The sequence below is a fragment of the Actinoallomurus sp. NPDC052274 genome (assembly GCF_040679475.1).
Taxonomy (GTDB): domain Bacteria; phylum Actinomycetota; class Actinomycetes; order Streptosporangiales; family Streptosporangiaceae; genus Actinoallomurus; species Actinoallomurus liliacearum.
In genome coordinates, this window is sequence record NZ_JBFAUT010000053.1 from 14,767 (window position 1) to 32,373 (window position 17,607).

At 70.4% G+C, this 17,607-nt stretch carries 40 protein-coding genes; 21 read left to right on the forward strand and 19 right to left on the reverse strand.

The genetic code is table 11. The features are described from left to right. The first annotated feature begins 208 nt into the window (after positions 1-208). The 14 genes from AB0K82_RS33670 (at position 209) to AB0K82_RS33735 (ending at position 6,116) form a co-directional block, all read left to right on the forward strand. Positions 209-784, forward strand: coding sequence for a hypothetical protein (locus AB0K82_RS33670; protein WP_364404816.1), 576 nt, complete (start codon positions 209-211; stop codon positions 782-784). Next, complete coding sequence (locus tag AB0K82_RS33675; RefSeq protein ID WP_364404817.1) at positions 781-1,491, forward strand: histone-like nucleoid-structuring protein Lsr2; 711 nt, start codon at positions 781-783, stop codon at positions 1,489-1,491. Before AB0K82_RS33670 ends, AB0K82_RS33675 begins: the two co-directional genes overlap by 4 nt. Continuing rightward, on the forward strand, positions 1,488-1,802 hold the full coding sequence (locus tag AB0K82_RS33680) for a hypothetical protein (protein ID WP_364404819.1): 315 nt from the start codon (positions 1,488-1,490) through the stop codon (positions 1,800-1,802). Before AB0K82_RS33675 ends, AB0K82_RS33680 begins: the two co-directional genes overlap by 4 nt. Beyond that, positions 1,799-2,149 (forward strand): hypothetical protein, encoded by a 351-nt coding sequence (locus AB0K82_RS33685; protein WP_364404821.1) that lies wholly within the window; start codon positions 1,799-1,801, stop codon positions 2,147-2,149. Before AB0K82_RS33680 ends, AB0K82_RS33685 begins: the two co-directional genes overlap by 4 nt. Then, positions 2,142-2,561, forward strand: coding sequence for a helix-turn-helix transcriptional regulator (locus tag AB0K82_RS33690; protein ID WP_364404823.1), 420 nt, complete (start codon positions 2,142-2,144; stop codon positions 2,559-2,561). Before AB0K82_RS33685 ends, AB0K82_RS33690 begins: the two co-directional genes overlap by 8 nt. After that, positions 2,558-2,764, forward strand: a complete 207-nt coding sequence (locus tag AB0K82_RS33695; protein WP_364404824.1) for a hypothetical protein — start codon at positions 2,558-2,560, stop codon at positions 2,762-2,764. Before AB0K82_RS33690 ends, AB0K82_RS33695 begins: the two co-directional genes overlap by 4 nt. Before the next feature lie 40 nt (positions 2,765-2,804). Beyond that, positions 2,805-3,845: a hypothetical protein gene (locus AB0K82_RS33700; protein ID WP_364404826.1), complete on the forward strand. Its 1,041-nt coding sequence runs from the start codon at positions 2,805-2,807 to the stop codon at positions 3,843-3,845. After that, positions 3,842-4,135, forward strand: coding sequence for a hypothetical protein (locus AB0K82_RS33705; protein WP_364404828.1), 294 nt, complete (start codon positions 3,842-3,844; stop codon positions 4,133-4,135). Before AB0K82_RS33700 ends, AB0K82_RS33705 begins: the two co-directional genes overlap by 4 nt. Next, the gene (locus tag AB0K82_RS33710; protein ID WP_364404830.1) at positions 4,132-4,386 is read left to right on the forward strand and encodes a hypothetical protein; all 255 of its coding nucleotides are present in this window, start codon (positions 4,132-4,134) and stop codon (positions 4,384-4,386) included. Before AB0K82_RS33705 ends, AB0K82_RS33710 begins: the two co-directional genes overlap by 4 nt. Then, entirely contained in the window at positions 4,383-4,547 is a 165-nt protein-coding gene (locus AB0K82_RS33715; protein ID WP_364404833.1) for a hypothetical protein, read from the forward strand. The genes AB0K82_RS33710 and AB0K82_RS33715 overlap by 4 nt, the downstream gene beginning before the upstream one ends. Then, positions 4,544-4,687 carry a hypothetical protein gene (locus tag AB0K82_RS33720; protein WP_364404835.1) on the forward strand — a complete coding sequence of 48 codons (144 nt, stop codon included), beginning with the start codon at positions 4,544-4,546 and terminating at the stop codon, positions 4,685-4,687. Before AB0K82_RS33715 ends, AB0K82_RS33720 begins: the two co-directional genes overlap by 4 nt. Continuing rightward, positions 4,684-5,007: a hypothetical protein gene (locus AB0K82_RS33725; RefSeq protein WP_364404837.1), complete on the forward strand. Its 324-nt coding sequence runs from the start codon at positions 4,684-4,686 to the stop codon at positions 5,005-5,007. Before AB0K82_RS33720 ends, AB0K82_RS33725 begins: the two co-directional genes overlap by 4 nt. A 78-nt stretch (positions 5,008-5,085) precedes the next feature. After that, positions 5,086-5,559, forward strand: a complete 474-nt coding sequence (locus AB0K82_RS33730) for a hypothetical protein (RefSeq protein ID WP_364404838.1) — start codon at positions 5,086-5,088, stop codon at positions 5,557-5,559. Between the two features lie 2 nt (positions 5,560-5,561). After that, entirely contained in the window at positions 5,562-6,116 is a 555-nt protein-coding gene (locus tag AB0K82_RS33735) for a helix-turn-helix transcriptional regulator (protein ID WP_364404992.1), read from the forward strand. A gap of 63 nt (positions 6,117-6,179) precedes the next feature. On the opposite strand, the gene AB0K82_RS33740 is transcribed toward AB0K82_RS33735, so the two are convergent. The 19 genes from AB0K82_RS33740 to AB0K82_RS33830 all read right to left on the reverse strand — a co-directional run bounded on the left by AB0K82_RS33740 (position 6,180) and on the right by AB0K82_RS33830 (position 14,602). Further along, complete coding sequence (locus AB0K82_RS33740) at positions 6,180-6,332, reverse strand: hypothetical protein (RefSeq protein ID WP_364404840.1); 153 nt, start codon at positions 6,330-6,332, stop codon at positions 6,180-6,182. Between the two features lie 65 nt (positions 6,333-6,397). After that, the gene (locus AB0K82_RS33745; protein ID WP_364404842.1) at positions 6,398-6,553 is read right to left on the reverse strand and encodes a hypothetical protein; all 156 of its coding nucleotides are present in this window, start codon (positions 6,551-6,553) and stop codon (positions 6,398-6,400) included. Positions 6,554-6,906: 353 nt separating this feature from the next. Then, the gene (locus AB0K82_RS33750) at positions 6,907-7,437 is read right to left on the reverse strand and encodes a hypothetical protein (RefSeq protein ID WP_364404843.1); all 531 of its coding nucleotides are present in this window, start codon (positions 7,435-7,437) and stop codon (positions 6,907-6,909) included. 57 nt (positions 7,438-7,494) lie between these two features. Further along, positions 7,495-7,788 carry a hypothetical protein gene (locus tag AB0K82_RS33755; protein ID WP_364404845.1) on the reverse strand — a complete coding sequence of 98 codons (294 nt, stop codon included), beginning with the start codon at positions 7,786-7,788 and terminating at the stop codon, positions 7,495-7,497. A 226-nt stretch (positions 7,789-8,014) separates the two neighbouring features. Then, the gene (locus AB0K82_RS33760; protein WP_364404847.1) at positions 8,015-8,413 is read right to left on the reverse strand and encodes a hypothetical protein; all 399 of its coding nucleotides are present in this window, start codon (positions 8,411-8,413) and stop codon (positions 8,015-8,017) included. Between the two features lie 230 nt (positions 8,414-8,643). Next, entirely contained in the window at positions 8,644-8,895 is a 252-nt protein-coding gene (locus tag AB0K82_RS33765; protein WP_364404849.1) for a hypothetical protein, read from the reverse strand. A gap of 12 nt (positions 8,896-8,907) precedes the next feature. Then, positions 8,908-9,072, reverse strand: a complete 165-nt coding sequence (locus AB0K82_RS33770) for a hypothetical protein (RefSeq protein WP_364404851.1) — start codon at positions 9,070-9,072, stop codon at positions 8,908-8,910. Between the two features lie 11 nt (positions 9,073-9,083). Then, a complete protein-coding gene (locus tag AB0K82_RS33775) occupies positions 9,084-9,437 on the reverse strand; it encodes a hypothetical protein (protein ID WP_364404853.1) in 354 nt (117 codons plus the stop codon). 50 nt (positions 9,438-9,487) lie between these two features. Further along, positions 9,488-9,739, reverse strand: coding sequence for a hypothetical protein (locus tag AB0K82_RS33780; protein WP_364404855.1), 252 nt, complete (start codon positions 9,737-9,739; stop codon positions 9,488-9,490). A gap of 77 nt (positions 9,740-9,816) precedes the next feature. Continuing rightward, positions 9,817-10,698 (reverse strand): hypothetical protein, encoded by an 882-nt coding sequence (locus tag AB0K82_RS33785; RefSeq protein WP_364404857.1) that lies wholly within the window; start codon positions 10,696-10,698, stop codon positions 9,817-9,819. Further along, entirely contained in the window at positions 10,692-10,976 is a 285-nt protein-coding gene (locus tag AB0K82_RS33790) for a hypothetical protein (RefSeq protein ID WP_364404859.1), read from the reverse strand. Before AB0K82_RS33790 ends, AB0K82_RS33785 begins: the two co-directional genes overlap by 7 nt. A 26-nt stretch (positions 10,977-11,002) precedes the next feature. After that, on the reverse strand, positions 11,003-11,203 hold the full coding sequence (locus AB0K82_RS33795) for a hypothetical protein (RefSeq protein WP_364404861.1): 201 nt from the start codon (positions 11,201-11,203) through the stop codon (positions 11,003-11,005). Between the two features lie 76 nt (positions 11,204-11,279). Then, positions 11,280-11,639, reverse strand: a complete 360-nt coding sequence (locus AB0K82_RS33800; protein WP_364404863.1) for a hypothetical protein — start codon at positions 11,637-11,639, stop codon at positions 11,280-11,282. Then, a complete protein-coding gene (locus tag AB0K82_RS33805; RefSeq protein ID WP_364404865.1) occupies positions 11,633-12,025 on the reverse strand; it encodes a hypothetical protein in 393 nt (130 codons plus the stop codon). The genes AB0K82_RS33800 and AB0K82_RS33805 overlap by 7 nt, the downstream gene beginning before the upstream one ends. After that, positions 12,022-12,240, reverse strand: coding sequence for a hypothetical protein (locus tag AB0K82_RS33810; protein WP_364404866.1), 219 nt, complete (start codon positions 12,238-12,240; stop codon positions 12,022-12,024). Before AB0K82_RS33810 ends, AB0K82_RS33805 begins: the two co-directional genes overlap by 4 nt. A 334-nt stretch (positions 12,241-12,574) precedes the next feature. Beyond that, positions 12,575-13,312, reverse strand: coding sequence for a DUF2786 domain-containing protein (locus tag AB0K82_RS33815; RefSeq protein WP_364404869.1), 738 nt, complete (start codon positions 13,310-13,312; stop codon positions 12,575-12,577). Between the two features lie 360 nt (positions 13,313-13,672). After that, a complete protein-coding gene (locus AB0K82_RS33820; RefSeq protein WP_364404870.1) occupies positions 13,673-13,936 on the reverse strand; it encodes a hypothetical protein in 264 nt (87 codons plus the stop codon). 57 nt (positions 13,937-13,993) lie between these two features. After that, on the reverse strand, positions 13,994-14,236 hold the full coding sequence (locus AB0K82_RS33825; RefSeq protein WP_364404873.1) for a hypothetical protein: 243 nt from the start codon (positions 14,234-14,236) through the stop codon (positions 13,994-13,996). 51 nt (positions 14,237-14,287) lie between these two features. Next, positions 14,288-14,602, reverse strand: coding sequence for a hypothetical protein (locus tag AB0K82_RS33830; protein ID WP_364404875.1), 315 nt, complete (start codon positions 14,600-14,602; stop codon positions 14,288-14,290). 329 nt (positions 14,603-14,931) lie between these two features. Between AB0K82_RS33830 and AB0K82_RS33835 the strand changes: the two genes are divergently transcribed. Genes AB0K82_RS33835 through AB0K82_RS33865 form a run of 7 tightly spaced genes read left to right on the forward strand, consistent with a single transcriptional unit; the run spans position 14,932 to position 17,606 of the window. Then, the gene (locus AB0K82_RS33835; protein ID WP_364404877.1) at positions 14,932-15,129 is read left to right on the forward strand and encodes a hypothetical protein; all 198 of its coding nucleotides are present in this window, start codon (positions 14,932-14,934) and stop codon (positions 15,127-15,129) included. After that, entirely contained in the window at positions 15,122-15,733 is a 612-nt protein-coding gene (locus tag AB0K82_RS33840) for a hypothetical protein (RefSeq protein ID WP_364404879.1), read from the forward strand. The genes AB0K82_RS33835 and AB0K82_RS33840 overlap by 8 nt, the downstream gene beginning before the upstream one ends. Continuing rightward, the gene (locus tag AB0K82_RS33845; protein WP_364404881.1) at positions 15,730-15,990 is read left to right on the forward strand and encodes a hypothetical protein; all 261 of its coding nucleotides are present in this window, start codon (positions 15,730-15,732) and stop codon (positions 15,988-15,990) included. The genes AB0K82_RS33840 and AB0K82_RS33845 overlap by 4 nt, the downstream gene beginning before the upstream one ends. Next, complete coding sequence (locus tag AB0K82_RS33850; protein WP_364404882.1) at positions 15,987-16,166, forward strand: hypothetical protein; 180 nt, start codon at positions 15,987-15,989, stop codon at positions 16,164-16,166. The genes AB0K82_RS33845 and AB0K82_RS33850 overlap by 4 nt, the downstream gene beginning before the upstream one ends. Then, a complete protein-coding gene (locus tag AB0K82_RS33855; protein ID WP_364404884.1) occupies positions 16,163-16,516 on the forward strand; it encodes a hypothetical protein in 354 nt (117 codons plus the stop codon). The genes AB0K82_RS33850 and AB0K82_RS33855 overlap by 4 nt, the downstream gene beginning before the upstream one ends. Next, positions 16,513-16,674, forward strand: a complete 162-nt coding sequence (locus AB0K82_RS33860) for a hypothetical protein (RefSeq protein WP_364404886.1) — start codon at positions 16,513-16,515, stop codon at positions 16,672-16,674. The genes AB0K82_RS33855 and AB0K82_RS33860 overlap by 4 nt, the downstream gene beginning before the upstream one ends. A gap of 26 nt (positions 16,675-16,700) precedes the next feature. Then, complete coding sequence (locus AB0K82_RS33865) at positions 16,701-17,606, forward strand: hypothetical protein (protein WP_364404887.1); 906 nt, start codon at positions 16,701-16,703, stop codon at positions 17,604-17,606. The last annotated feature ends 1 nt before the right edge of the window (position 17,607 follow it).

Below are 17,607 nucleotides of genomic sequence, written 5' to 3' on the forward strand. Positions count from 1 at the left end.
GTCGGGAGGGCGTCGGTGTCCTGGGTAGACGGTAGCACGCGCGGGCGTGCTCCCGGCCCGAGACTCGCGGCCCGGTCAGCCACACGGTGGGGACCGGATCACTGGCCGGGCCGCGGCCACACGCCGGGATGTCGAGCTTGCTCTCCCGGCCGCCCGCCCGTCCCCGGAGTTCGGGGACGGGCGGGCCCTACCTACATCAGGAGATCGTGTGAAGAACAATCGACTGCTGGCCGCCACGCTGGCCGGCGTCGTGCTCATGCCCGGGCTGGTCGCCTGCCACGGCGAGGACGTCACCTACGTGCCCGCCGCGTACGGGGTGCCCGGCCACTGCTACTACGCCTACAGCCCGGACGAGGTCGGCTACCTGTACGCCGCGCACCTGTGCCCGGCCGGGTGGGTCGCGACCCCGATGCCGGTCTGGTGGCACGAGCGGTACTACCGCTACTACGCCTCGCCCGCGTACTACACCCACTACGTGCCGGTGCGGGTCCGGACGGTGTACGTCACCAGCCAGAGGACGTTCTACCGGACGTACCGCGTTCAGATCGTCCAGCAGTCCCGGTACGCCACGTACAAGGGCAGCAACGGCAGGACCGTGTCCGGCGCGAAGGCCGGCCGCAGGTTCGGTGCTGGACCTTCCTCGGCTGGCGGTCAGCGGCCCGGCACCCGCCCGACGCGCGGCGGCTTCGGCAACCGCGGCGGCGTGAAGCAGACCAAGGCCAGCACGGGCAAGGGCTCGACCTCGAGCGGCAGCGGGTCGACGAGCAAGGGCAGCCGTCGATGAACCGCACACGGCAGGTACTGCAGGACCTGCGGGCCGGGAAGACGGTCGAGGAGTGCGCCCAGGAGTCCGGGTTCTCCCGCGCGACGATCATCGGGCTGATCAACGGCCAGCCCGGCTTGTACTACAACGAGGCCACCGACAAGCTCTCCTCCCACCCGGGCGCATCGTTGTCCAACACCGACAGGCCGGACGACCCCGGCGAGCCGAGCGAGCCAGAGGCGAAGCCCGACCCGGACGAGGAGCCCGACCCGGATCCGAGCGACCCGCCGCACGACGCCAAGCAGGAGGAGTTCGACGAGACGCTCCTCGACGGGCTCAAGGAGGTGTTCGCCGGCGCACGCCAGATCGACAGCGCGCAGATCCGGCGGTCGCTGACCAAGGCGGCCACGGAGATCAGCAAGCTGCGGCAGCTCTACGACGCGTGGATCGCCAAGGAGACCGCGGCTCGGGAGGCCGAGCGGCGCCGCCAGGAGGCGGAGGCCAAGGTCCGAAGGCTCCAAGAGCAGCTCGCCGCAGCGCAGGCCGAGCTCCGGGACGCCGGCGGCTCCGGCACGGGCAAACGTGGCCACAGCGCGATCTCCGGGGCGTCGGCGAGCACCATCCGGGCTTGGGCGAAGACCCGTGGGATCGAGGTCAACGAGCGCGGCCGGATCCCCGAGGCCGTCGTGGAGCAGTACGAGCTCGAGCACGCGGGGGCCCAGGCATGAGCTCTGTCGATCTGGTCGCACAGCTGGCCGAGGAGGTACGCGAAGACCTCTTCGAGAGCGAGCTCCTCGCCGAGAAGCTCGGCGTCGACCTCGACCACCACGACCTCCCGACCGCTCTGGTGCAGCGGCTCCTGACGCTCGCCGATGCCGTGACGACCTTGACCGCCCGGGCCCACGCGCTCGAGCGGAAGGCCGCCGCGCACGACCCCGAAGGCGGGCAGGCGTACCGGCTGAACCTGCTCGCCGGCGGAATCCGCATGGCGATCGCCGTCATCCACGCCGACCTCCGTACGGCCGGGGAGGGACGATGACGAAGCCTCGCCCGCACCGGCATACGCCGACCTGCAGTGAATGCGGCGAACCGATCATCTGGGCGATCACACAGGCCGGAGCGAAGCAGCCGCTCAACCCGCGCCCGGACCTGGACGGCAGCGTCCTGGCCTACAAGGACGCCCTGGGGGCGTGGCGGTCCCGGTCGCTGTCGGCGATCAGCGATGACACGCCCCGCCACCCGCTCGAGCGCCCGTACATGCCGCACGCCGCGACGTGCACACCTCGCCCCGCCCCGGCCCCGGCTCCCAAGCCGGGCCGGGCGGCCCCGCCGTCACCGCTGCCTGGCAGCAACGTGCGCCCGTTCCGGAGGAGGCCCCGTGGCTAGGCGCGGTTGGGAGCCGCACCCGATCGTGCTGGCGTGCGTCCAGGCGCGGAACGAGCACGGACTCACTCAGCAGGATCTCGCGGACGCCATTGGCGTCCACCCGGTGACCTTCGCGCGGTGGGAGACCGGCGCGTCGATCCCGCCCCTGGATCTGTTCTGCAGGTGGGTCACGCTCCTTGGCCTGGCCCTGTCGATCGGCCCGGGCGAGCAGCCGCCGGTCAGGTCACGCCGGCCGAAGAAGGGGGCCCGCGGTGTGTGCCGGTACTGCCTGCGGGAGAAGAAGCTGCTGCAGTCCGGCGGCGTCGTGCACCACCCGTTCGGCCTTCGGTACACGCCGAACTACCGGAGCCGCTGCCCCGGCACGGGCTACCCGCCCGCCACGCCTCCCGAGCCCGCCGAGGCGGCACCGTGACGGTCCCGATCCGCCTGGACCGCTACCGCACGCCGTGCGGGCACTGGAGCGACGCCGCAGACCGCCACTGCGGCCGTACACCGACCCGGCACTACCCCGTCGGGCACCGATGCCAGGCGCACACGCCTTCCGCGCTGGCCGGGGAGCCGGAGCCCGGCACCCGGCCAGCGCGGCCGCGCGCCGGGCCGACGCCGGGCGAGTGACCTGGGGGGACCTTTCGGGATGTGCTGAGAGTGGGTGTGTGTGACCGAGCCGCCGCGCGGGACTCCGATCGATGAGTCCGCAATGCCCGCGTGGGCGAAGCCGTACTTCAGCGAAGACCAGCGCAAGCGCTTGGACGCGTCGCTGCTGTGGATTCTGCTCATCACCAATTCGACCAGTCTGGAGCCGAGCCGTCTGCACCTGGCGCACCGGCTCCACGTCTACATGCTGACGTTGCCGCGCGGGGCCCGGATGGAGTGGGCCCCGAGCGTCGTCTCGCTGGCCGCCAGCACGAACCTGAGCGAGAAGACCATCGAGACGGCCATCAAGGACCTCGCTGAGCAGGGCTGGCTCCGGGTGACCAAACGCCGCCGCAGAACGTCGATCTACCGGCTCGCGTGGCCGGTGAAGGACTGCCTGCTGTCCGACGACGAGCCGACGCCGTGCGGCGCGCTCACGACGAAGGGGGCGTTCTGCACGCGGCCGGCCGGGTGGGGCACCGGCACGCCCGGCGAGGGACCGTGCAAGTACCACCGGCCCGACGACGAGGAGGCCGGGGCCCCGGACACGGATGACCCGCAATCGTTGCGGCCCAACGACCCGGCGGACGAGCCCGGTTCATCCGCAACCAATGCGGGTCAAAGCCCTGTGGACAACACGACCTCACCCGCAACCGATGCGGGTCAATCCCCTGTGGACAACGCCGGAGACGGCCGAGTTGACCCGCAACGAACGCAGCAGTTCACCCGCAACGAATGCGGAGATGACCCGCAACAGATGCGGGGGAGTATGACCACGGGAGTACCACCAGAACGAGTAACTGATACTTCCCCCCCGTCACACGCTGATCTGGAAGGCACCGCACGCGTGCGCTTCCAGCCTGTGGACGAACACCCTCGCGACGGGCCCGAACTCTTCCGGCGCGCATCTCAACGGCTCGTCTTCCTCGACGCCGATTTCCGCGACCGCCTCATCGCCCAGGCCCGGGCCGACCTCGGCCCCGCCGCCGGCCGCGAGCAGGTCCTCATCCGCGCCGCCGCCCTCGCCGACCAACCCGAAACCGTCACGGAGCCTTCACCATGACCCGAACCGTCACGCTCCCCGCCGACCTGGACGAGGTCCGCGCCGCAGCATCGCGCATCGCGAAGACCGGCGTCCACGGCGGCAACGCGCACACCGCGTACGAGCTGATCACGCTCACGCTGCCCGCGCTACTGACCGCAGCCGAGCAGGGGCAACACCTGGCCGAGCGGATCCGCGCCCGGCACACCCCCCATCGCCACGGCGGCCGAGGCCGACGCCGCTGCCGCGAGTGCGGCTTCCCGTTCCCCTGCCCGACCATCGAGGACCTCGAGGAAGGACCGGCGCGATGACCTCGAGCAGTGACCGGACCACGGCCGCGCTGCACCGCGCCCGCACGGCGCTCCGCCAGGCGGCCATCGACCACGCTGTATGGCGGGCACGACGCGTCCGGCCCGGCCGCCGCAGCTACCAGCAGGCAGGGCGGGATGCCCTCCAGCGGATCGACGCGGCGATCACGTACCTGCACAGCCTGCGTGACCTGCTGGCCGCCGCCCTGCACGACGAGACGGCGGACGCCGACCGCGAAGCGAGCGCACGATGATGCTCGAAGACCTACCGACCGAGCTCGTCGACGCGATCGAGCAGCGGGTCCGCGAGCAGGTCGCCCGAGACGCCCGCCACGTCGCGGCCGAGCTCACCGTGCCCTCCGAGGTCGCGCTGCTGCGCTGGTTCGCCACCCGCACCGAGGGAGGCAGCACGTGACCGCCCTGCTGTGGTTCACCGGCGGCGCCGCAGCCGGCGTCAGCGGCTACTACGGCATCGACCGCATCCGCTTCCTCTGGGGATCCTCCGTACGCGAGATGCGCCACGCCGGATGGCGAGCACGGAAGCGGCGCCCATGACAGCCGCCCGACGAGCGCTCCCCGAACTCCACGCCCTCGCCCAAGCTTCCCGCGAGGACTGGCGAGCAGACGACATCACCGCCGCCCTCGCCGAATCCACCGCCCTCGGCATGACCTGGCAGGAACAACTCCGCGAAATGACCCTCACCATCCTCGACCCGCGCGGGAGACCCTCCGACCTCGTCCCCCCACACCGACGCCGCACACCCCCAACCGGGTACGACAGCGCAGCCGTCCAACACGCCAAAGCCCTCGCCCTCGCCGCCCGCGAACGCGGCCCCCGCACCACCACACCCACCAAGGACAACGACCATGCCTGACACCCCGAGGAGGGCGGCCGGTCCGGGCCGTCGCGTGCGCGCGTTGGTGAACGCGCCGAGCGAGCGCCGGCGGCCGTCGTGATCAGCCTCGCCCGCGGGTCGGCGGCCCAGCCGCTCGAGCTGCCCGACGCCGGCCAGGGGGCGTGCTGCCTCGGCGCGGCGGTGTACGGCCCGGACCGCTGCACCTGCTGGACCCCGGTCCACGACCTCGATCAGCAGCCGGTCACGCCGGGCCCGCCAGCGGCGCCCGACCCGTTGCGGATGTGCGGCATGTGCGCGTACCGGCCGCACTCGCCGGAGCGGCGCGGCGAAGCGGGTTACGCCGGAGACGAGGAGCTCCTGGAGGAGCTCGTCGCGACGGGCCGCCCGTTCTACTGCCACGCAGGGATCCGTCGCGTCACCCGGTGGGAGCATCCGGGCGGCGTCGAGGTCCCCGGGCATCCGGGCGCGTACGATCCGCCGATCATCGACGGCGTCCCGTACCGGGCCGACGGCACGCCGGCGAACCTGTGCGGCGGCTGGCTGCTCCTGCGCGCGAAGGCTGAGCCGTGACGATGTCCGGGCGGCCGGACGCCGAGGAGCGGGCACGCCTGGCCGGCGGGCTCGGCGTGCTGCTGCGGTCGCTGCGTACCGAACGCGGCCTGTCGGTGCGAGGCTTGGCGGCCCGGGCGGCGGTCTCGCCCGGCATGGTGACGATGCTCGAGGCAGGGGAGCGGAGGCCGCGGGCCTCGCTGCTGGGCGCGCTGGCGTACGGCCTTGACCCGGACGACCCGGCGCCGACCCGCGCGGCGCTGGTCGCGGCGGCGGGGGAGTCGCTCGCGGATGACACGGGCCGGTCGCTGCGCCGTCGTCGACGCCGGATGGTTCGTGGGGTGCAGTCCGGCGCGGTCGTGCTTCCCAGTGAGGTCCGGGCACGGGTGGAGGCGCACACCGCGGCGGACGAGGCGTACGCCGCGGCGCTGCGGCTCCTGGCCGACTCGGACGCCGGCCAACTGCAGGAGGCTGATCGGCTGCTCGCCGAGGCGCGCCGGCTCCGGGAGCGCGCCGGCCCGCCCGTCGTAGTCGAGGCCGGCGGCCGGCGGCTCGCGTACGGCCTGCGGTTCCCGTGAGCCGACCGGGCCGGGCATGCAGAAAACCCCGGGGGTTGCCCGGGGTTCGTCGTGAGTAGTAGTTCAGTCGAAGACCATGTCCTCTGGAGGGTTGTCCAGCCCGTCCTTCCCTATCTCCACGAGGCCCTTGAGCACTCGCTTGAGCTCTGGATCGCTCGGCTTGTCGTTCGCGACGAGCACTCCGCCGCCGTCTAGCTGCATCGTCCACTGCGCCATGTCGTCCTCCTGGGCTCGCTGATTGGAGTCCCCGGGCACCAGGTGCCCGGGGACTCCCGTACCGGTCAGAACCGGTTGACGTAGACCTCTCGGCCGCTGCGCCGGAGCTCCGCCGTCCGCCGCTCGATCGCGTCCTCGGTGTAGACCGCGAAGCTGCTCCAGCTGCCGCCTTCGTAGCTCCGCCACTCGATGCGGGCGATGGGGGTCATGGTCTCCGCCATTGGTTCGGCTCCGTTCCCTGGTGGGCTGCTCTATTGGTACTAAGTTAATCCGTCACTGGAAACTTAGTCAAGTGATTCGGGCAAAGTTTCTTGAGTATGCCCAATGCCCACCGTAGGGGCCCGCCCCGGGCTGTCCGTGGGGTCCGTGTCCCGGGCCGTCCGTGGGGCCGTGAGGGCTCCGCCCGGGCTGTCCGTGGGGTCCGTGTCCCGGGCTGTCCGTGGGGCCGTGAGGGCTCCGCCCGGGCTGTCCGTGGGGCCCGTGTCCCGGGCCGTCCGTGGGGCCGTGAGGGCTCCGCCCGGGCCCGGACATGGCAAAACCCCGGACACAAGGTGTCCGGGGTTGCCTGGCATGCCTACTCCTCGATGACGTGCCCGAAGTGGCCGGCCGCGGGGTCGCTGCCGAGCGGCCTCGCGTCCGGGTCGCCCCAGGTGTCTTCTTCGTTGAGGCTCCCCCGTTCCCGGAAGCGAACCCGGACGCGCGCCGACGCGAGGAGCTCCGCGCCCAGGAACTCGCGCACCGCGTCGGCTGCGGTCGGCCAAGGTTCGGAGTTGCGGGGGAACATCGTCGCGACGGTGAAGCCCGCCGGCGCGAAGCCCTCCATTGGAACCTCGACGCCCGGCGTCATCGCCACCCGCGCCCAGCGCGGAACGCCGCCGTGGACCTCGAGCTCAACGAACACGTCGATGAGCGGCTCGCCGCACTTGATGTCGTCGATGCGGCTCTCGGGGAGGTCGGGCACCTCCTGGCGGGCCGTCCTGATGGCGACCTCGCGGATGAGCGGGCCCTGCATCACGAACATCCCAGCGGCCGCGCTGCGGAACGTGTCGGGGTCGACGCCCGGCACCTTGGTGAAGTCGATGGGGTAGGTCTCGGTCTCGCTCACTGTCCAGCTCCTAATCAATGCGGAGGCGGGCCGGGGAACCGGCCCGCCGTGGGTCGTCTATCGGCGGATCAGGCGACGCCACCAGGGGCGCCGCGCCGGCCTCGGGTCGGGCAGCTTCCGCCACTCCTCGGCGAAGTGGGCGTTCCAGTGCTGCCGTGCGAACGCGATGTCCTCGCCGGCGAGTTCGTGGCCGTAGTCGTCCAGCACGCTGTGCGTGACTTCGAGGACTTCGTCGAGGGGGTCGCGCTTGATTGCCTTGCCGTTGCCGTAGACCGCTTCGCACATGCGCCGAATCAGCGCTTCGCGGCCTTGGCGGGTCTTGAACTCTCTGTCAACTTGCTCCCGATTCATAGAACTAGGTTAATGCTCACATAGAAACCTAGTCAAGATATCCGGGCATAGTTTCGGTACTGCTCAGTGACCAGGCAGGATGCCCGGTCCCTGTGGGGCCGCCGGGGGCCGCCCGTGCCGGGCCCTGTGGGGCCGCCGTGCCGGGCCGCCTGTGGGGCCGCCGCGCCGGGCCCGGATAGGCCAAAGCCCCGGACGGGACAGCCGTCCGGGGCTCGCGGCCCCGCCGTCAGCCGGTCACGGCGCCCTGCTCGCGGAAGCGAACCCGCACGCTCGCCATCGAGAGGCGCTCGGGGCCGATGAACTCGCGTGCCGCCTCGATCGTCGTCGGCCACGGCTCACCGTCGCGGAGGACCTGCGTCCCCATCGGGAAGCCCGATGGCGCGAAGCCCTTCGCGAGGACATCGACTCCCGCAATCAGTCCGATGCGGGCCATGACCGGCGCCTCGTCCTGGAGCTCGAACTCCGCGAACACGTCGATGACCGGCTCGCCGGCCCTGATCGCGTTGATGAGACTTGAGGGGCTGGCGGCATCGCGAGCCGCCAGTACGGTCAAGTCGATGATCATGTCGCGGCTCATCGTGAAGACACTTTCGATCACGCGCCCGAACTCGTACGGCGCGTACATCAGTGCGACGTCGAAGTTCGTGGGGTAGATGTCGTGCATCTGTCCGGCTCCCAACTAGATCTAACTGATAGAACTAGGTTAGAGCCCCCAGAAAACCTAGTCAATATATTCGGGCAATGTTTTAGGGCTACCTGGGCCCGCCCTGGACCGGGCCTGTGGAGCCTCCGCCCAGGCATGCAAAAGGGCCGCCCCGGGGCGACGCCGGGACGGCCCTGCTCTGCCGCGATCGGCTACGCGGCTCCAATCCGCGTGTACTCGGCCACGCGGTACTCGACCCCTCTGTGCTCGACGTAATGGCTCTCGGTCGCGGGTGCTCCGAACGTGGTCTTCCGAAGCTCGCCCAGCTCCTCCAGGGCGACGGTCCCCACGAGGTAGCGGATCAGTGAACTGACGGCTCCCTGCGTGGTGGTGGCGAACGGGATGTGCAGGTCGGGCTGCCACTCCTCGCCGGCCGCTTTGCGCTCGATCAGATACACGACCATCGGTGAGTCCTCTCAGTCCTTCACTCGCTTGAGGGCCCTCTCGCGTCCTCTGTCCGCCACGAGCCAGGTGGTGCAGCTCGTCTCGTCGCAGTGCCACAGTGACTCGGCCGCGTGGCCCTGCTTCCAGGTGCAGCGGCGGAACCACCACTTCCGCAGCCGCCACGAACGACATCGCATCGTGTTACCTCTCAAATTCGACTCGTCGCCCGCGTGCCCTCGATCGGTACAAGCGGGTTAGGGAGATCGCGGAGTGCGCGCCAGTCGGCGGGCTCGCAGACGAAGAAGGACTTGGCGTCGCCGTCCTGCACTTCGAACACGTCGCCGACGTTGGAGGAGCGAACGTCCGCCGGCCATCGGCGGTCATCGAGGTCCGCATCCATCCGCTGTCCGATGACCCATGCCCTCTCGGCGGCGTCCATGTCGGTCGGTGCATCGACGCGGAACGTCAGGTCATCCGCCGTGGCTAGCGGGTGGCTGGCCTTGTATCCGTCAAAGGCGTCGCGGTCCACGTTTACGTACGCCGCGACGACGTACTCGCGCATATGTCCTCTCTCTGGTTTGAGAGAGGGCGGCTCTTGGGGCCGCCCTCAAGTCAGTCGCGGCCGCCCAGAAGGGCCCGCAGTGCCCAGTACCGCTCCATCTGCTCGTCGTCGCTGGTGTGGTCCCCGCACCGCGCGTCCCGGTCGCCCTGCTCCTTGATGAGGTCCCGGCAGTCGCGGCAGCCCTCCGGGTCGCTCTCGCGGTAGTAGGCGGCGTCCTCGAGTGCCGACAGGAGGGTCGGCAGGTGCTCCATGAGCTGTTCCGGCGTGATCGCGGGCCGGGTGGGAACTTCCGAACCTGTCATGAGAACTAAGTTATCAGCACACACAAAACTTAGTCAATAGTATCGGGCAAAGTTTACGGTGATCGACCCAACCCGGCTCAGGCCGCAAGCCCTATGTCGATCCGCTTCGGGTACGGCCGCGCCGGCCGACCAAGCTCGATCGCTTCCCGCTCGCGCCGCGTCCGCCCCAGCCGGAACACGTACCGATGGCACCCCCGATGCCGGAACGGCCGCGCCCCGACGTCCTCGAGCGCCTGGACCAGCCACGCCCGCGGGTCCTCGCCGGCGCGCGGCACGCGAGCTCCGAGCGCGATGAGCGACTTCTCGACGTAGGCATGGCCCGGCTCCTGCCTGCGGACCTTCTGCTTCGCGCGGTCGTTGAGCACGGTCCCATCAGGCAGCAGGCTGACCGTGCGCGGCGTGCTGCGCCCGGTGTAGACGCTGTTCGTCGCCTGGTAGATCCACCCCACATGGCCGGGCATGACGAGCGTCCCGTCGGCGCGGCGCCGGGGGACCGGATCGGCGAACGACACCACGCCACGCACCCCCTCGCCGAGCAACGCCTCGAAGCAGCGGGCCAAGAACCAGCTCTCGGAGTTGCCCGGGCACACGTCGTCGAGCACGAACCGCGACAGCTCCAACGACTCCCAGGCCGGTACGAGGCTCGGCAGGACCGACGGAAGCACCCGTCTCCCCATGGGGACGCCGAACACCGCCGCTCCGACCAGCCGCCCCCGCTCGTACAGGCCGTACCGCAGCCGCGCCGCGGGGTACGACCCCGAGTAGTGCGCGGCCGTCACGTACGCCTTCGCCTCGGCCTCCTCGATGGGATGCACCTCGTAGCGGCGCGCGTCGAACCGGGTCCCGGGCTCGGCGTGCCGCCAGGAGTGCCGGCCGCCGCGCCACCGCTGGCACTGCGGCGAAGCGGTCGGCACCTCCGGGAACGGCAGCGCGAGCTGGCCGCCGTGGTCGGTCACCACAGGCCCGGCGGGAAGTAGTGCGGCCGGATGGCGGCTCTGATGTCGTCGATGTCCGCCAACATGTTCGCCGTCGCCCGCAGCGCGGCCCGTACGTCGACCTTGTCCTTCGGCACGCGGTACCAGCTCGACGACGGCTCCTTCTCGACCGCAGCGGTCTGCCCGGCGGGCCGCCACTTGGCGGGGTAGCCGTTCCAGCCCAGCACGGTGATCACGCCCGCCCTGAACAGGCCGCTGAGCTCCTGGACCACGACGAGGTCGCCGACCTCGACGCTGCTCACGGCTTCCGCTACCACAGCGCCTCCCGTCAGCAACTGCCGAAGCGGTGGGACATGAAGGCGTCGTCGGCTTCGATGAACCCGAGCTCGTCGAGTCGGGTCTTGTCCTCCTCGCTGACGTCTGCCGGCTGCACTCCCGCGATCCACAGTTCGTCGTGCCTGCAGTAGGTGGGGAACGCCCGGTTTCCGTACTTGCGGAGAATCGTCAGCGCTTCGATCAGGTCGTCCACGTGGGATCCCTCTCTGAGTTGTTCCGGTGTTGCGCCGGTAGGGAGCCAGGGCGGGACGGGCCGCCCTGAGATGAGGTCAAGCAGCGGTGAGGATCTGTACGGCCGTGCGGTGGTAGCAGTGCCGCGAGTGCAGGCCGGCCGGACAGTTACACGCCTGCCGGGCCGTCAGGTACACCTGCGTGCCGTCCGAGCTGATGACCCGGAAGACGTTCCGCCGGCGGGTCGGTACGACCGCGCCCTGCTCGAGCGCCTCGCGGGCCTTCTCCAACTGCGCGGGCGAACAGTCACTCCACCTGGCCGCCGACGCCCGCACCCGCGCCGAGCAGACCGGCCCGTACGGGTTGCGCCGGGACCGCTTGCCCCAGCGCCGCCGACCGCACCGCAGACACCGAGAGGCGGGGCCCGGGACAACCCGGGCCCCGAGGCGGTTCAGCACGTCGTGTCCTCCACGGCGCCCTGCGTGCGGTACCTGATTCGGACCTTCGCCATCGCCAGGAGCTCCGGGCCGAGGAACTCCCGGGCCTCCTCGAACACGGTCCGCTCGGCTGTCTTCCGGCGGAACGCCGTACAGCCCGCGGTTGGGTCCGAGGCGAACACCAGCTCGCCCTCGGCGAGCTCGACGCCCACCGCGACGTAGAGCTGCACCTTCCCGTTGATCCGGTTGTCGTAGGCGTACACGTCGACGATCGGCTCACCGGCCTTCAAGCTGTCGAGGAAGCGCGCCGGCGGCTCGTTGCTGCTGATCGCCGCGCCCATGATCTCGTCGCCGCTCATCGCGAACATTTCCGCGACGACGCTGCGGTACTGGTCGTCATCACTCACAGGTGAACTCCCTTGGGGCTGAGGTAGGAGGCGGTGGCCCGCCGGACCGCCTGCTGCTCGCGCCGCTTGACGAGCCGCCGACCGACCGAGGAGTCACCCATCGGCGCGTGTGCCGGGGCGTAGTCGTGTCGGATAGCGGCACGGCGGCCGAGCATCGGCGCGGTCCGGCTGGTGATCAGAAGCGGATCACCGCCCGGAAATGACCTCCGATTCATAGAACTAGGTTAAGTGTAGCGGCGAAACATAGTCAATATATTCGGGCATGGATTATGCGGTGAGCGTCACCAGCCGGCCTGGTTCCGCCGCGCGGTCGCGGGCCCTCCGGGGGCTCCGGGCCGTCCCTGGGGCCGTGCCCGGGCCGTCCGTGGGGCCGTCCGGAGGGCTCCGCCCGGGCCGTCCGTGGGGCCGTGCCCGGGCCGTCCGTGGGGCCGTCCGTGGGGCCGTCCGTGGGGCCGTCCGGAGGGCTCCGCCCGGGCCGTCCCTGAGGTCGGACATAGAACAACCCCGGGCAGGAATCCCGCCCGGGGTTGTCCCGATGATCAGGCCAGATCAGCCACCGATCGCCCGCGTGGCGTTGTTGGCCACCCTCGTGTCACCGATGTCCGCATTCCGTCCGGCCCTGCGCCCCGCTTCGATCGCGTCAAAGTTCCGCAGCGCCTCACCGCGCATGCTCTTCCGGTGCGGGTACATCAGGTCGAACGCCGCCTTGATCCGCTCCTCCTCGGTCTGCAGGACCAACGCGTTCCCCGGCGCCTCGTTGATGACCTCGCCGCGACGAGCCCTGATCTTGTCCGCGACGCCCTTGCCGTAGCCGCGAACGTAGTCCCAGACGAACTGGTCGACCTTGTCGTTGATCAGGTCGTCGCTCCACCGGGGGTGCTCCTTGCGGAGCTTCGCCTCGTGGACGTCGCCCGCCTTGTTCGCGGCGGTGACCATCTGGTTGTTCAGCGAGATGAACAGCGTCGTGAGGTTCTCCAAGAGGCTCGGTGTTCCGACCATCGTGAAGACGTCCTTGATCACAATCGCCTCGCCGCCCATCGCGAGGATCATCGGGTAGACCGCGTCCATCAGCACGGTGCCGTGCTCCTTCGGGAGGTCGAGGGTGGCGACCGTGACCTCCTCGGGAGCGTCCCCGCGCTCCTCCCGCAGCGCCGCCTCGTCGATCGAGTGACGCATCATCAGCTCGGCGACCTTCGCCAGCAGCGCCTGGGCCTCCTCCGGCGGGGTGTTCTTGTGGTTCGCCTTCGCCCGCAGCGCCTTGATCTTCTTGGCGTAGTCCTGAGCCATTGTGTCCTCCGTAAGGGGAACTAGGTTATGTTGAACAGAACTAAGTTAATCATGTCCAAAGAAACTTAGTCAACTCAATCGGGCAAAGTTTTTGAGACTGCCAAAACCTGCAGGTGAGGGCTCCGCCCGGGCCGTCCGCAGGCTCCGCCCGGGCCGTCCGTGGGGCCGTCCGCAGGCTCCGCCCGGGCCGTCCGTGGGGCCGTCCGCAGGCTCCGCCCGGGCCGTCCGTGGGGCCGTCCGCAGGCTCCGCCCGGGGCCGGCTGCGGAGCGCACACAGAAAGCCCCGGGCAGGTCATCCCGCCCGGGGTTCGCGAGGCCGCACGTCCGACTACGGCGCGGCAGCGTCGCAGGGAAGCGAAGCTACTTCTCGCTCACGGCGCGCTGGTGCTGGTCGCCGTCGGACCTGGAACCGGGCGTTGACGGGCAGCGGGGCAGGTGCTCGGCGGCGAGGGTGATCAACTGGCGGAGGACCTCGGGCAGCGGCGTCTCTTTCCTCAGTCGGAGGCGGCCCAGTGGCTCGTCATCGCAGGACTTGCAGTGAATCGTGAACAGCCATCCATCCTCGTGGCAGAGCAGTATGAACCGGCCATCGAGCCGCAGCATGAGTTCGGCGAGGGCGTCCATTCGGGGTCCTTTCTCGGCGGGCCGGCCGCGCCGACCCGCCATGGATGGGAGCGATCGCTAGCGGTCCGACAGGTGGATGGGCTGCCAGTCCGGGCGGCACATCCGGTCGTGGTTGCAGACGTGGGCGTCGGCGTTCTTGACCAAGCTCTCGATGAGCTCGCCGAACGACATCGCCTGCCGCTCGATGACCTGTACGTGGTCGTGGCAGTTCGGGCAGCCGAGGGTGTACTCGAGGTCCAGGAGGTCGAAGCGCTCGGCGAACTGCTCGAGCTGTGCCAAGGCGTGGGGAGAGAGGGCCATTTGGGGTCCTTTCAGGCGGGCCGGTGCGGACCGGCCCGCCGCGGTGGTCGGTCAGGCGTTCGCCGGGGTCGGCTCGGGGCACATGAACGAGATGCCGACGCGGTTGAGCGTGGCGGTGTGGACGTACCGGGTGTCGTCGGAGTGCGGCGCGTCGCGGTGCTTGTAGCACCACAAGCAGTAGCCGCCCTCGCGGAGCAGCAGGCGCGCGTCGGCGATGCGCTCCATGGCCTCGCTGTGCTCCTCGAGGTAGCGGTCGAACTCCTTGAGCGTCTTGCTGCCGGTCATCTGCGCGAAGGCGCGGCCAGCGTCGATCTGCGCGTCGATGATCAGCCGGGCCGTGGTCTGTGCAAGCAAGTCAAGAGTCATAGAACTAAGTTAAGCACCGAGCTTAAAACTTAGTCAATATGACCGGGCAAAGTTTCTAGGACTCCCGGGCCACCTGGGGCCCCTGCAGAATCCGCCCCGTGAGCCGGGCCGTATGGGACCCGTGAGGGCCCGTATGGGAACCGTGAGGGCTCCGCCCCGGGCCAACCTGGGGCCGTCTGTAGGGCCCGCCCGGGAAGCTGTCGCCGGGGGGAGGGCTCCGCCCGGGCCGGCCACGGGCCGCGACCATGATCGGCGTGGCGCGCGAGCGAGCACGCGGGCGTGATAAACACTGAGAGCGCGGTCCCCACCCTGCACACAGGGGGACCCGTATGCCCGCATCCAGGCGGCTACCGGCCAAGCTCGCCGGCGACGCCACGTTCCTAGCGCTCGGCGCGATCGCGACCACGACTGCCGCGCTCATCGCCACCGGCGAACGAGTGAGCCTCGCCGCGCGCACCGCGGCCGCCGTCACCGCCGGCGCGGCCGTCGGCGTAGCGCTCGGCATCCGGGCCCGTTCCGATGCCTGAGCCCACGCAGGCCGACACACTCAACGCTGAGACCGCGCTCGTCGACGTCCTAACCTCCGCGGTCCTCAGCGGTGTGCGCCTGAACACCAAGCGACTGGCCGCGCACATCCGCCTGCAGAAACGGCGCTGCCCCACACACCCTGAGCCCGCCCGTTCGCCGTCCTGCCCGGCCTGCGCGCGGAACGACGCCTTCGAACGCTCAGCGCTGATCGTCCTCGGCGAGCACGCGACGCCCGTCGACCGGCCCGAGGCCACGAAACCCGAAGACACAGCGGCCGGTTACGAGGACCCCCACGACGCACAGATCGCCGCGGTTCAGGCCGCTCTCGTCGACGCCTGGCCGCACCTGGGCGAGGACCCGACGTACAGCGGCCAGCTGGCCGCGGTCGCTGTCGATGCGCTGTGGCCGACGATCGTGATCCTCGACGCCGAGCTCGAGCAGGCCCGCGCCGAGCTGGCACGGGCGATCCGTGCTCGTGAGGGCTGGCGCGGCGAGGCGCTGCTGTACGCCCGCAACACCAAGTACTGGCGGAGTCGCGCGATGAAGCGCCAGGACAGCGGACCCCGCGACGCCGTCTTCGAAACCCCAAAGGAGCAGCCGTGACCGAACTCGCCCCCGAGCCCGCTGCGGGACCCGTCCAGATCTGGGCGTGCCTGCAGTGCGTAACCGAACACAAGCTCGCGCTCCACCGCGGCGTGAGTTCGGAGGACGCCCCGCCCATCCAGGTCGCGGTCACCCTGGCCCCGACCATGACGCCGGTCGGCGCGGTCGCGGTGCCCTCCTGCATGGGGCACATCAACGTCGGCGGCGGCCCCGGCCTGCTGCTCGCCCAGCCCGGCATGCCGGCGGGTGGCCGATGAACGCGGCCGAGGCAGCCCGGCGCGCCGGCGAGGTACTCGCCCAGGCGGAGAAGCGCGCCGAGGACGACGCTGCGGCCTCGGGCGCCCTGGTCGTCGTCGCGAACGGGTGGATCGGCCTCGCCATCGCCATGGCCGAGCACCCGTGCACGGAGAAGAACGTCGAGGCGCGCTCATGATCCGCGCCTACCTCACCCCGGATCTTGCTTCCTTCCAGACCCGCGTATCGATCGTCCAGCACGGATCCGATGGTGCGCCCTCGCGCATCCTCCGCATCACCGGCGGCGGCCAGGATGCTCCGGCCTCCTACTCCTGGGAGGAGATCGACCCCAGCATCACCGTCACCCCGACGTTCAACCTCGACGATCTGGTGGCGCGTGCGCTTCTGGACGGGCTCGCGGATCACTTCGCCGGCGCGGACGACCTGCGGGCGTTGCGCCGGGACTACGACCACGAGCGGGCCCGCGTCGACAAGCTCACCGACTCCCTGACCACGATCGCCCGCACCCTGGCGAGCGTCGACCCGTGACCGGAGGACCCATGCTCAACGGCACCGCCCACACCCGCCAGCCCCCGGCGGTGAACGAGCTCCGCACCGCCGGCGCGTCCCTGCTCCGCGTCGTCGAGTTCGTGATCCTCATCAGCGCGGTCCCGCTGCAGATCGCCCTGTGGCGCTGGGCGCTCTGACCAACGTCGTCGACTCGAGGGAGAGCATGACCGAGATCTGCCCCGGACGCTGCAACAACCGCTACCGCCGCGCCGTCGCCGCCCACGACGCCGCGCTGGCGGACTGGCAGGCCGCCGAGAAAAAGCACGCGCAACGGGTCGCTGAGTGGGAACTGGTCACGCACCGGCGCGGCGCGGACGCTGCCGGTCCACGGCCGCGCGCCACGCACGGGGAGCGCCCGGAGCCGCCCAACATCCGGCCGGCCCTCGGCGCGCCGATCTGGTGCGGAGAGTGCGTCGCGGCGATCCGCGCGAACCTGGCCGAGCTCGACGACCTGGTCCCGCTGCGGCTCGAGCACAGCGACGGCTACCAGGCTCCCGGAGACTTCTCGGCCGAGCGGGTCAGCCGTTCACATGATGAGGCCTCGTCGCCGTCCCCCGGACACGACGACCTCGACGAGCTGCTCGAGTGGCTGCGGGTCTGGGAAGCCGCGTATCGCACGTCGCAGCACTCACCGACAGCACCGCGGCGTGGCGTGTCCGCCCACGCCCTCACCAGCGCGACCGCGTGGCTTCTCGCGCGCCTGGACCACATGCTCACCCACCCCGACATCGGTCAGCCGTTCGGCGTCGGCGTGCAGTGGTGGCACCGGCGGCTCCAGACGCTCACGAAGACGAAACCGCCGCTGTCGCGGAAGCCCATCCCGTGCCGGCGCTGCGGCCGACACTCGCTCTACTACCACGACGACCCGACGCGGCCGACCGTACGTTGCCACGCTGACCAGGACAAATGCGGGCTCATCATGACGGTCACCGAATACGACGAGTACCAGGCCGAGTACGAGGACGAGCAGAAACGCGCCGCCATCAGCACCCCCAACGACACGCAGGCCCCTGCGGTCGCCGAGCAGGAAGAACAGACCGCGTCAGCGGCCCTTCGAAGAGGAAGATGAC

Excerpts from the sequence above, each read along its gene's own strand:
- AB0K82_RS33675 (WP_364404817.1), top strand. The coding sequence starts at position 781 with ATGAACCGCACACGGCAGGTACTGCAGGACCTGCGGGCCGGGAAGACG.
- AB0K82_RS33680 (WP_364404819.1), top strand. The coding sequence starts at position 1,488 with ATGAGCTCTGTCGATCTGGTCGCACAGCTGGCCGAGGAGGTACGCGAA.
- AB0K82_RS33685 (WP_364404821.1), top strand. The coding sequence starts at position 1,799 with ATGACGAAGCCTCGCCCGCACCGGCATACGCCGACCTGCAGTGAATGC.
- AB0K82_RS33705 (WP_364404828.1), top strand. The coding sequence starts at position 3,842 with ATGACCCGAACCGTCACGCTCCCCGCCGACCTGGACGAGGTCCGCGCC.
- AB0K82_RS33710 (WP_364404830.1), top strand. The coding sequence starts at position 4,132 with ATGACCTCGAGCAGTGACCGGACCACGGCCGCGCTGCACCGCGCCCGC.
- AB0K82_RS33715 (WP_364404833.1), top strand. The coding sequence starts at position 4,383 with ATGATGCTCGAAGACCTACCGACCGAGCTCGTCGACGCGATCGAGCAG.
- AB0K82_RS33725 (WP_364404837.1), top strand. The coding sequence starts at position 4,684 with ATGACAGCCGCCCGACGAGCGCTCCCCGAACTCCACGCCCTCGCCCAA.
- AB0K82_RS33735 (WP_364404992.1), top strand. The coding sequence starts at position 5,562 with ATGTCCGGGCGGCCGGACGCCGAGGAGCGGGCACGCCTGGCCGGCGGG.
- AB0K82_RS33740 (WP_364404840.1), bottom strand. The coding sequence starts at position 6,332 with ATGGCGCAGTGGACGATGCAGCTAGACGGCGGCGGAGTGCTCGTCGCG.
- AB0K82_RS33745 (WP_364404842.1), bottom strand. The coding sequence starts at position 6,553 with ATGGCGGAGACCATGACCCCCATCGCCCGCATCGAGTGGCGGAGCTAC.
- AB0K82_RS33755 (WP_364404845.1), bottom strand. The coding sequence starts at position 7,788 with ATGAATCGGGAGCAAGTTGACAGAGAGTTCAAGACCCGCCAAGGCCGC.
- AB0K82_RS33760 (WP_364404847.1), bottom strand. The coding sequence starts at position 8,413 with ATGTACGCGCCGTACGAGTTCGGGCGCGTGATCGAAAGTGTCTTCACG.
- AB0K82_RS33765 (WP_364404849.1), bottom strand. The coding sequence starts at position 8,895 with ATGGTCGTGTATCTGATCGAGCGCAAAGCGGCCGGCGAGGAGTGGCAG.
- AB0K82_RS33770 (WP_364404851.1), bottom strand. The coding sequence starts at position 9,072 with ATGCGATGTCGTTCGTGGCGGCTGCGGAAGTGGTGGTTCCGCCGCTGC.
- AB0K82_RS33775 (WP_364404853.1), bottom strand. The coding sequence starts at position 9,437 with ATGCGCGAGTACGTCGTCGCGGCGTACGTAAACGTGGACCGCGACGCC.
- AB0K82_RS33780 (WP_364404855.1), bottom strand. The coding sequence starts at position 9,739 with ATGACAGGTTCGGAAGTTCCCACCCGGCCCGCGATCACGCCGGAACAG.
- AB0K82_RS33810 (WP_364404866.1), bottom strand. The coding sequence starts at position 12,240 with ATGAATCGGAGGTCATTTCCGGGCGGTGATCCGCTTCTGATCACCAGC.
- AB0K82_RS33815 (WP_364404869.1), bottom strand. The coding sequence starts at position 13,312 with ATGGCTCAGGACTACGCCAAGAAGATCAAGGCGCTGCGGGCGAAGGCG.
- AB0K82_RS33820 (WP_364404870.1), bottom strand. The coding sequence starts at position 13,936 with ATGGACGCCCTCGCCGAACTCATGCTGCGGCTCGATGGCCGGTTCATA.
- AB0K82_RS33825 (WP_364404873.1), bottom strand. The coding sequence starts at position 14,236 with ATGGCCCTCTCTCCCCACGCCTTGGCACAGCTCGAGCAGTTCGCCGAG.
- AB0K82_RS33830 (WP_364404875.1), bottom strand. The coding sequence starts at position 14,602 with ATGACTCTTGACTTGCTTGCACAGACCACGGCCCGGCTGATCATCGAC.
- AB0K82_RS33835 (WP_364404877.1), top strand. The coding sequence starts at position 14,932 with ATGCCCGCATCCAGGCGGCTACCGGCCAAGCTCGCCGGCGACGCCACG.
- AB0K82_RS33840 (WP_364404879.1), top strand. The coding sequence starts at position 15,122 with ATGCCTGAGCCCACGCAGGCCGACACACTCAACGCTGAGACCGCGCTC.
- AB0K82_RS33850 (WP_364404882.1), top strand. The coding sequence starts at position 15,987 with ATGAACGCGGCCGAGGCAGCCCGGCGCGCCGGCGAGGTACTCGCCCAG.
- AB0K82_RS33855 (WP_364404884.1), top strand. The coding sequence starts at position 16,163 with ATGATCCGCGCCTACCTCACCCCGGATCTTGCTTCCTTCCAGACCCGC.
- AB0K82_RS33865 (WP_364404887.1), top strand. The coding sequence starts at position 16,701 with ATGACCGAGATCTGCCCCGGACGCTGCAACAACCGCTACCGCCGCGCC.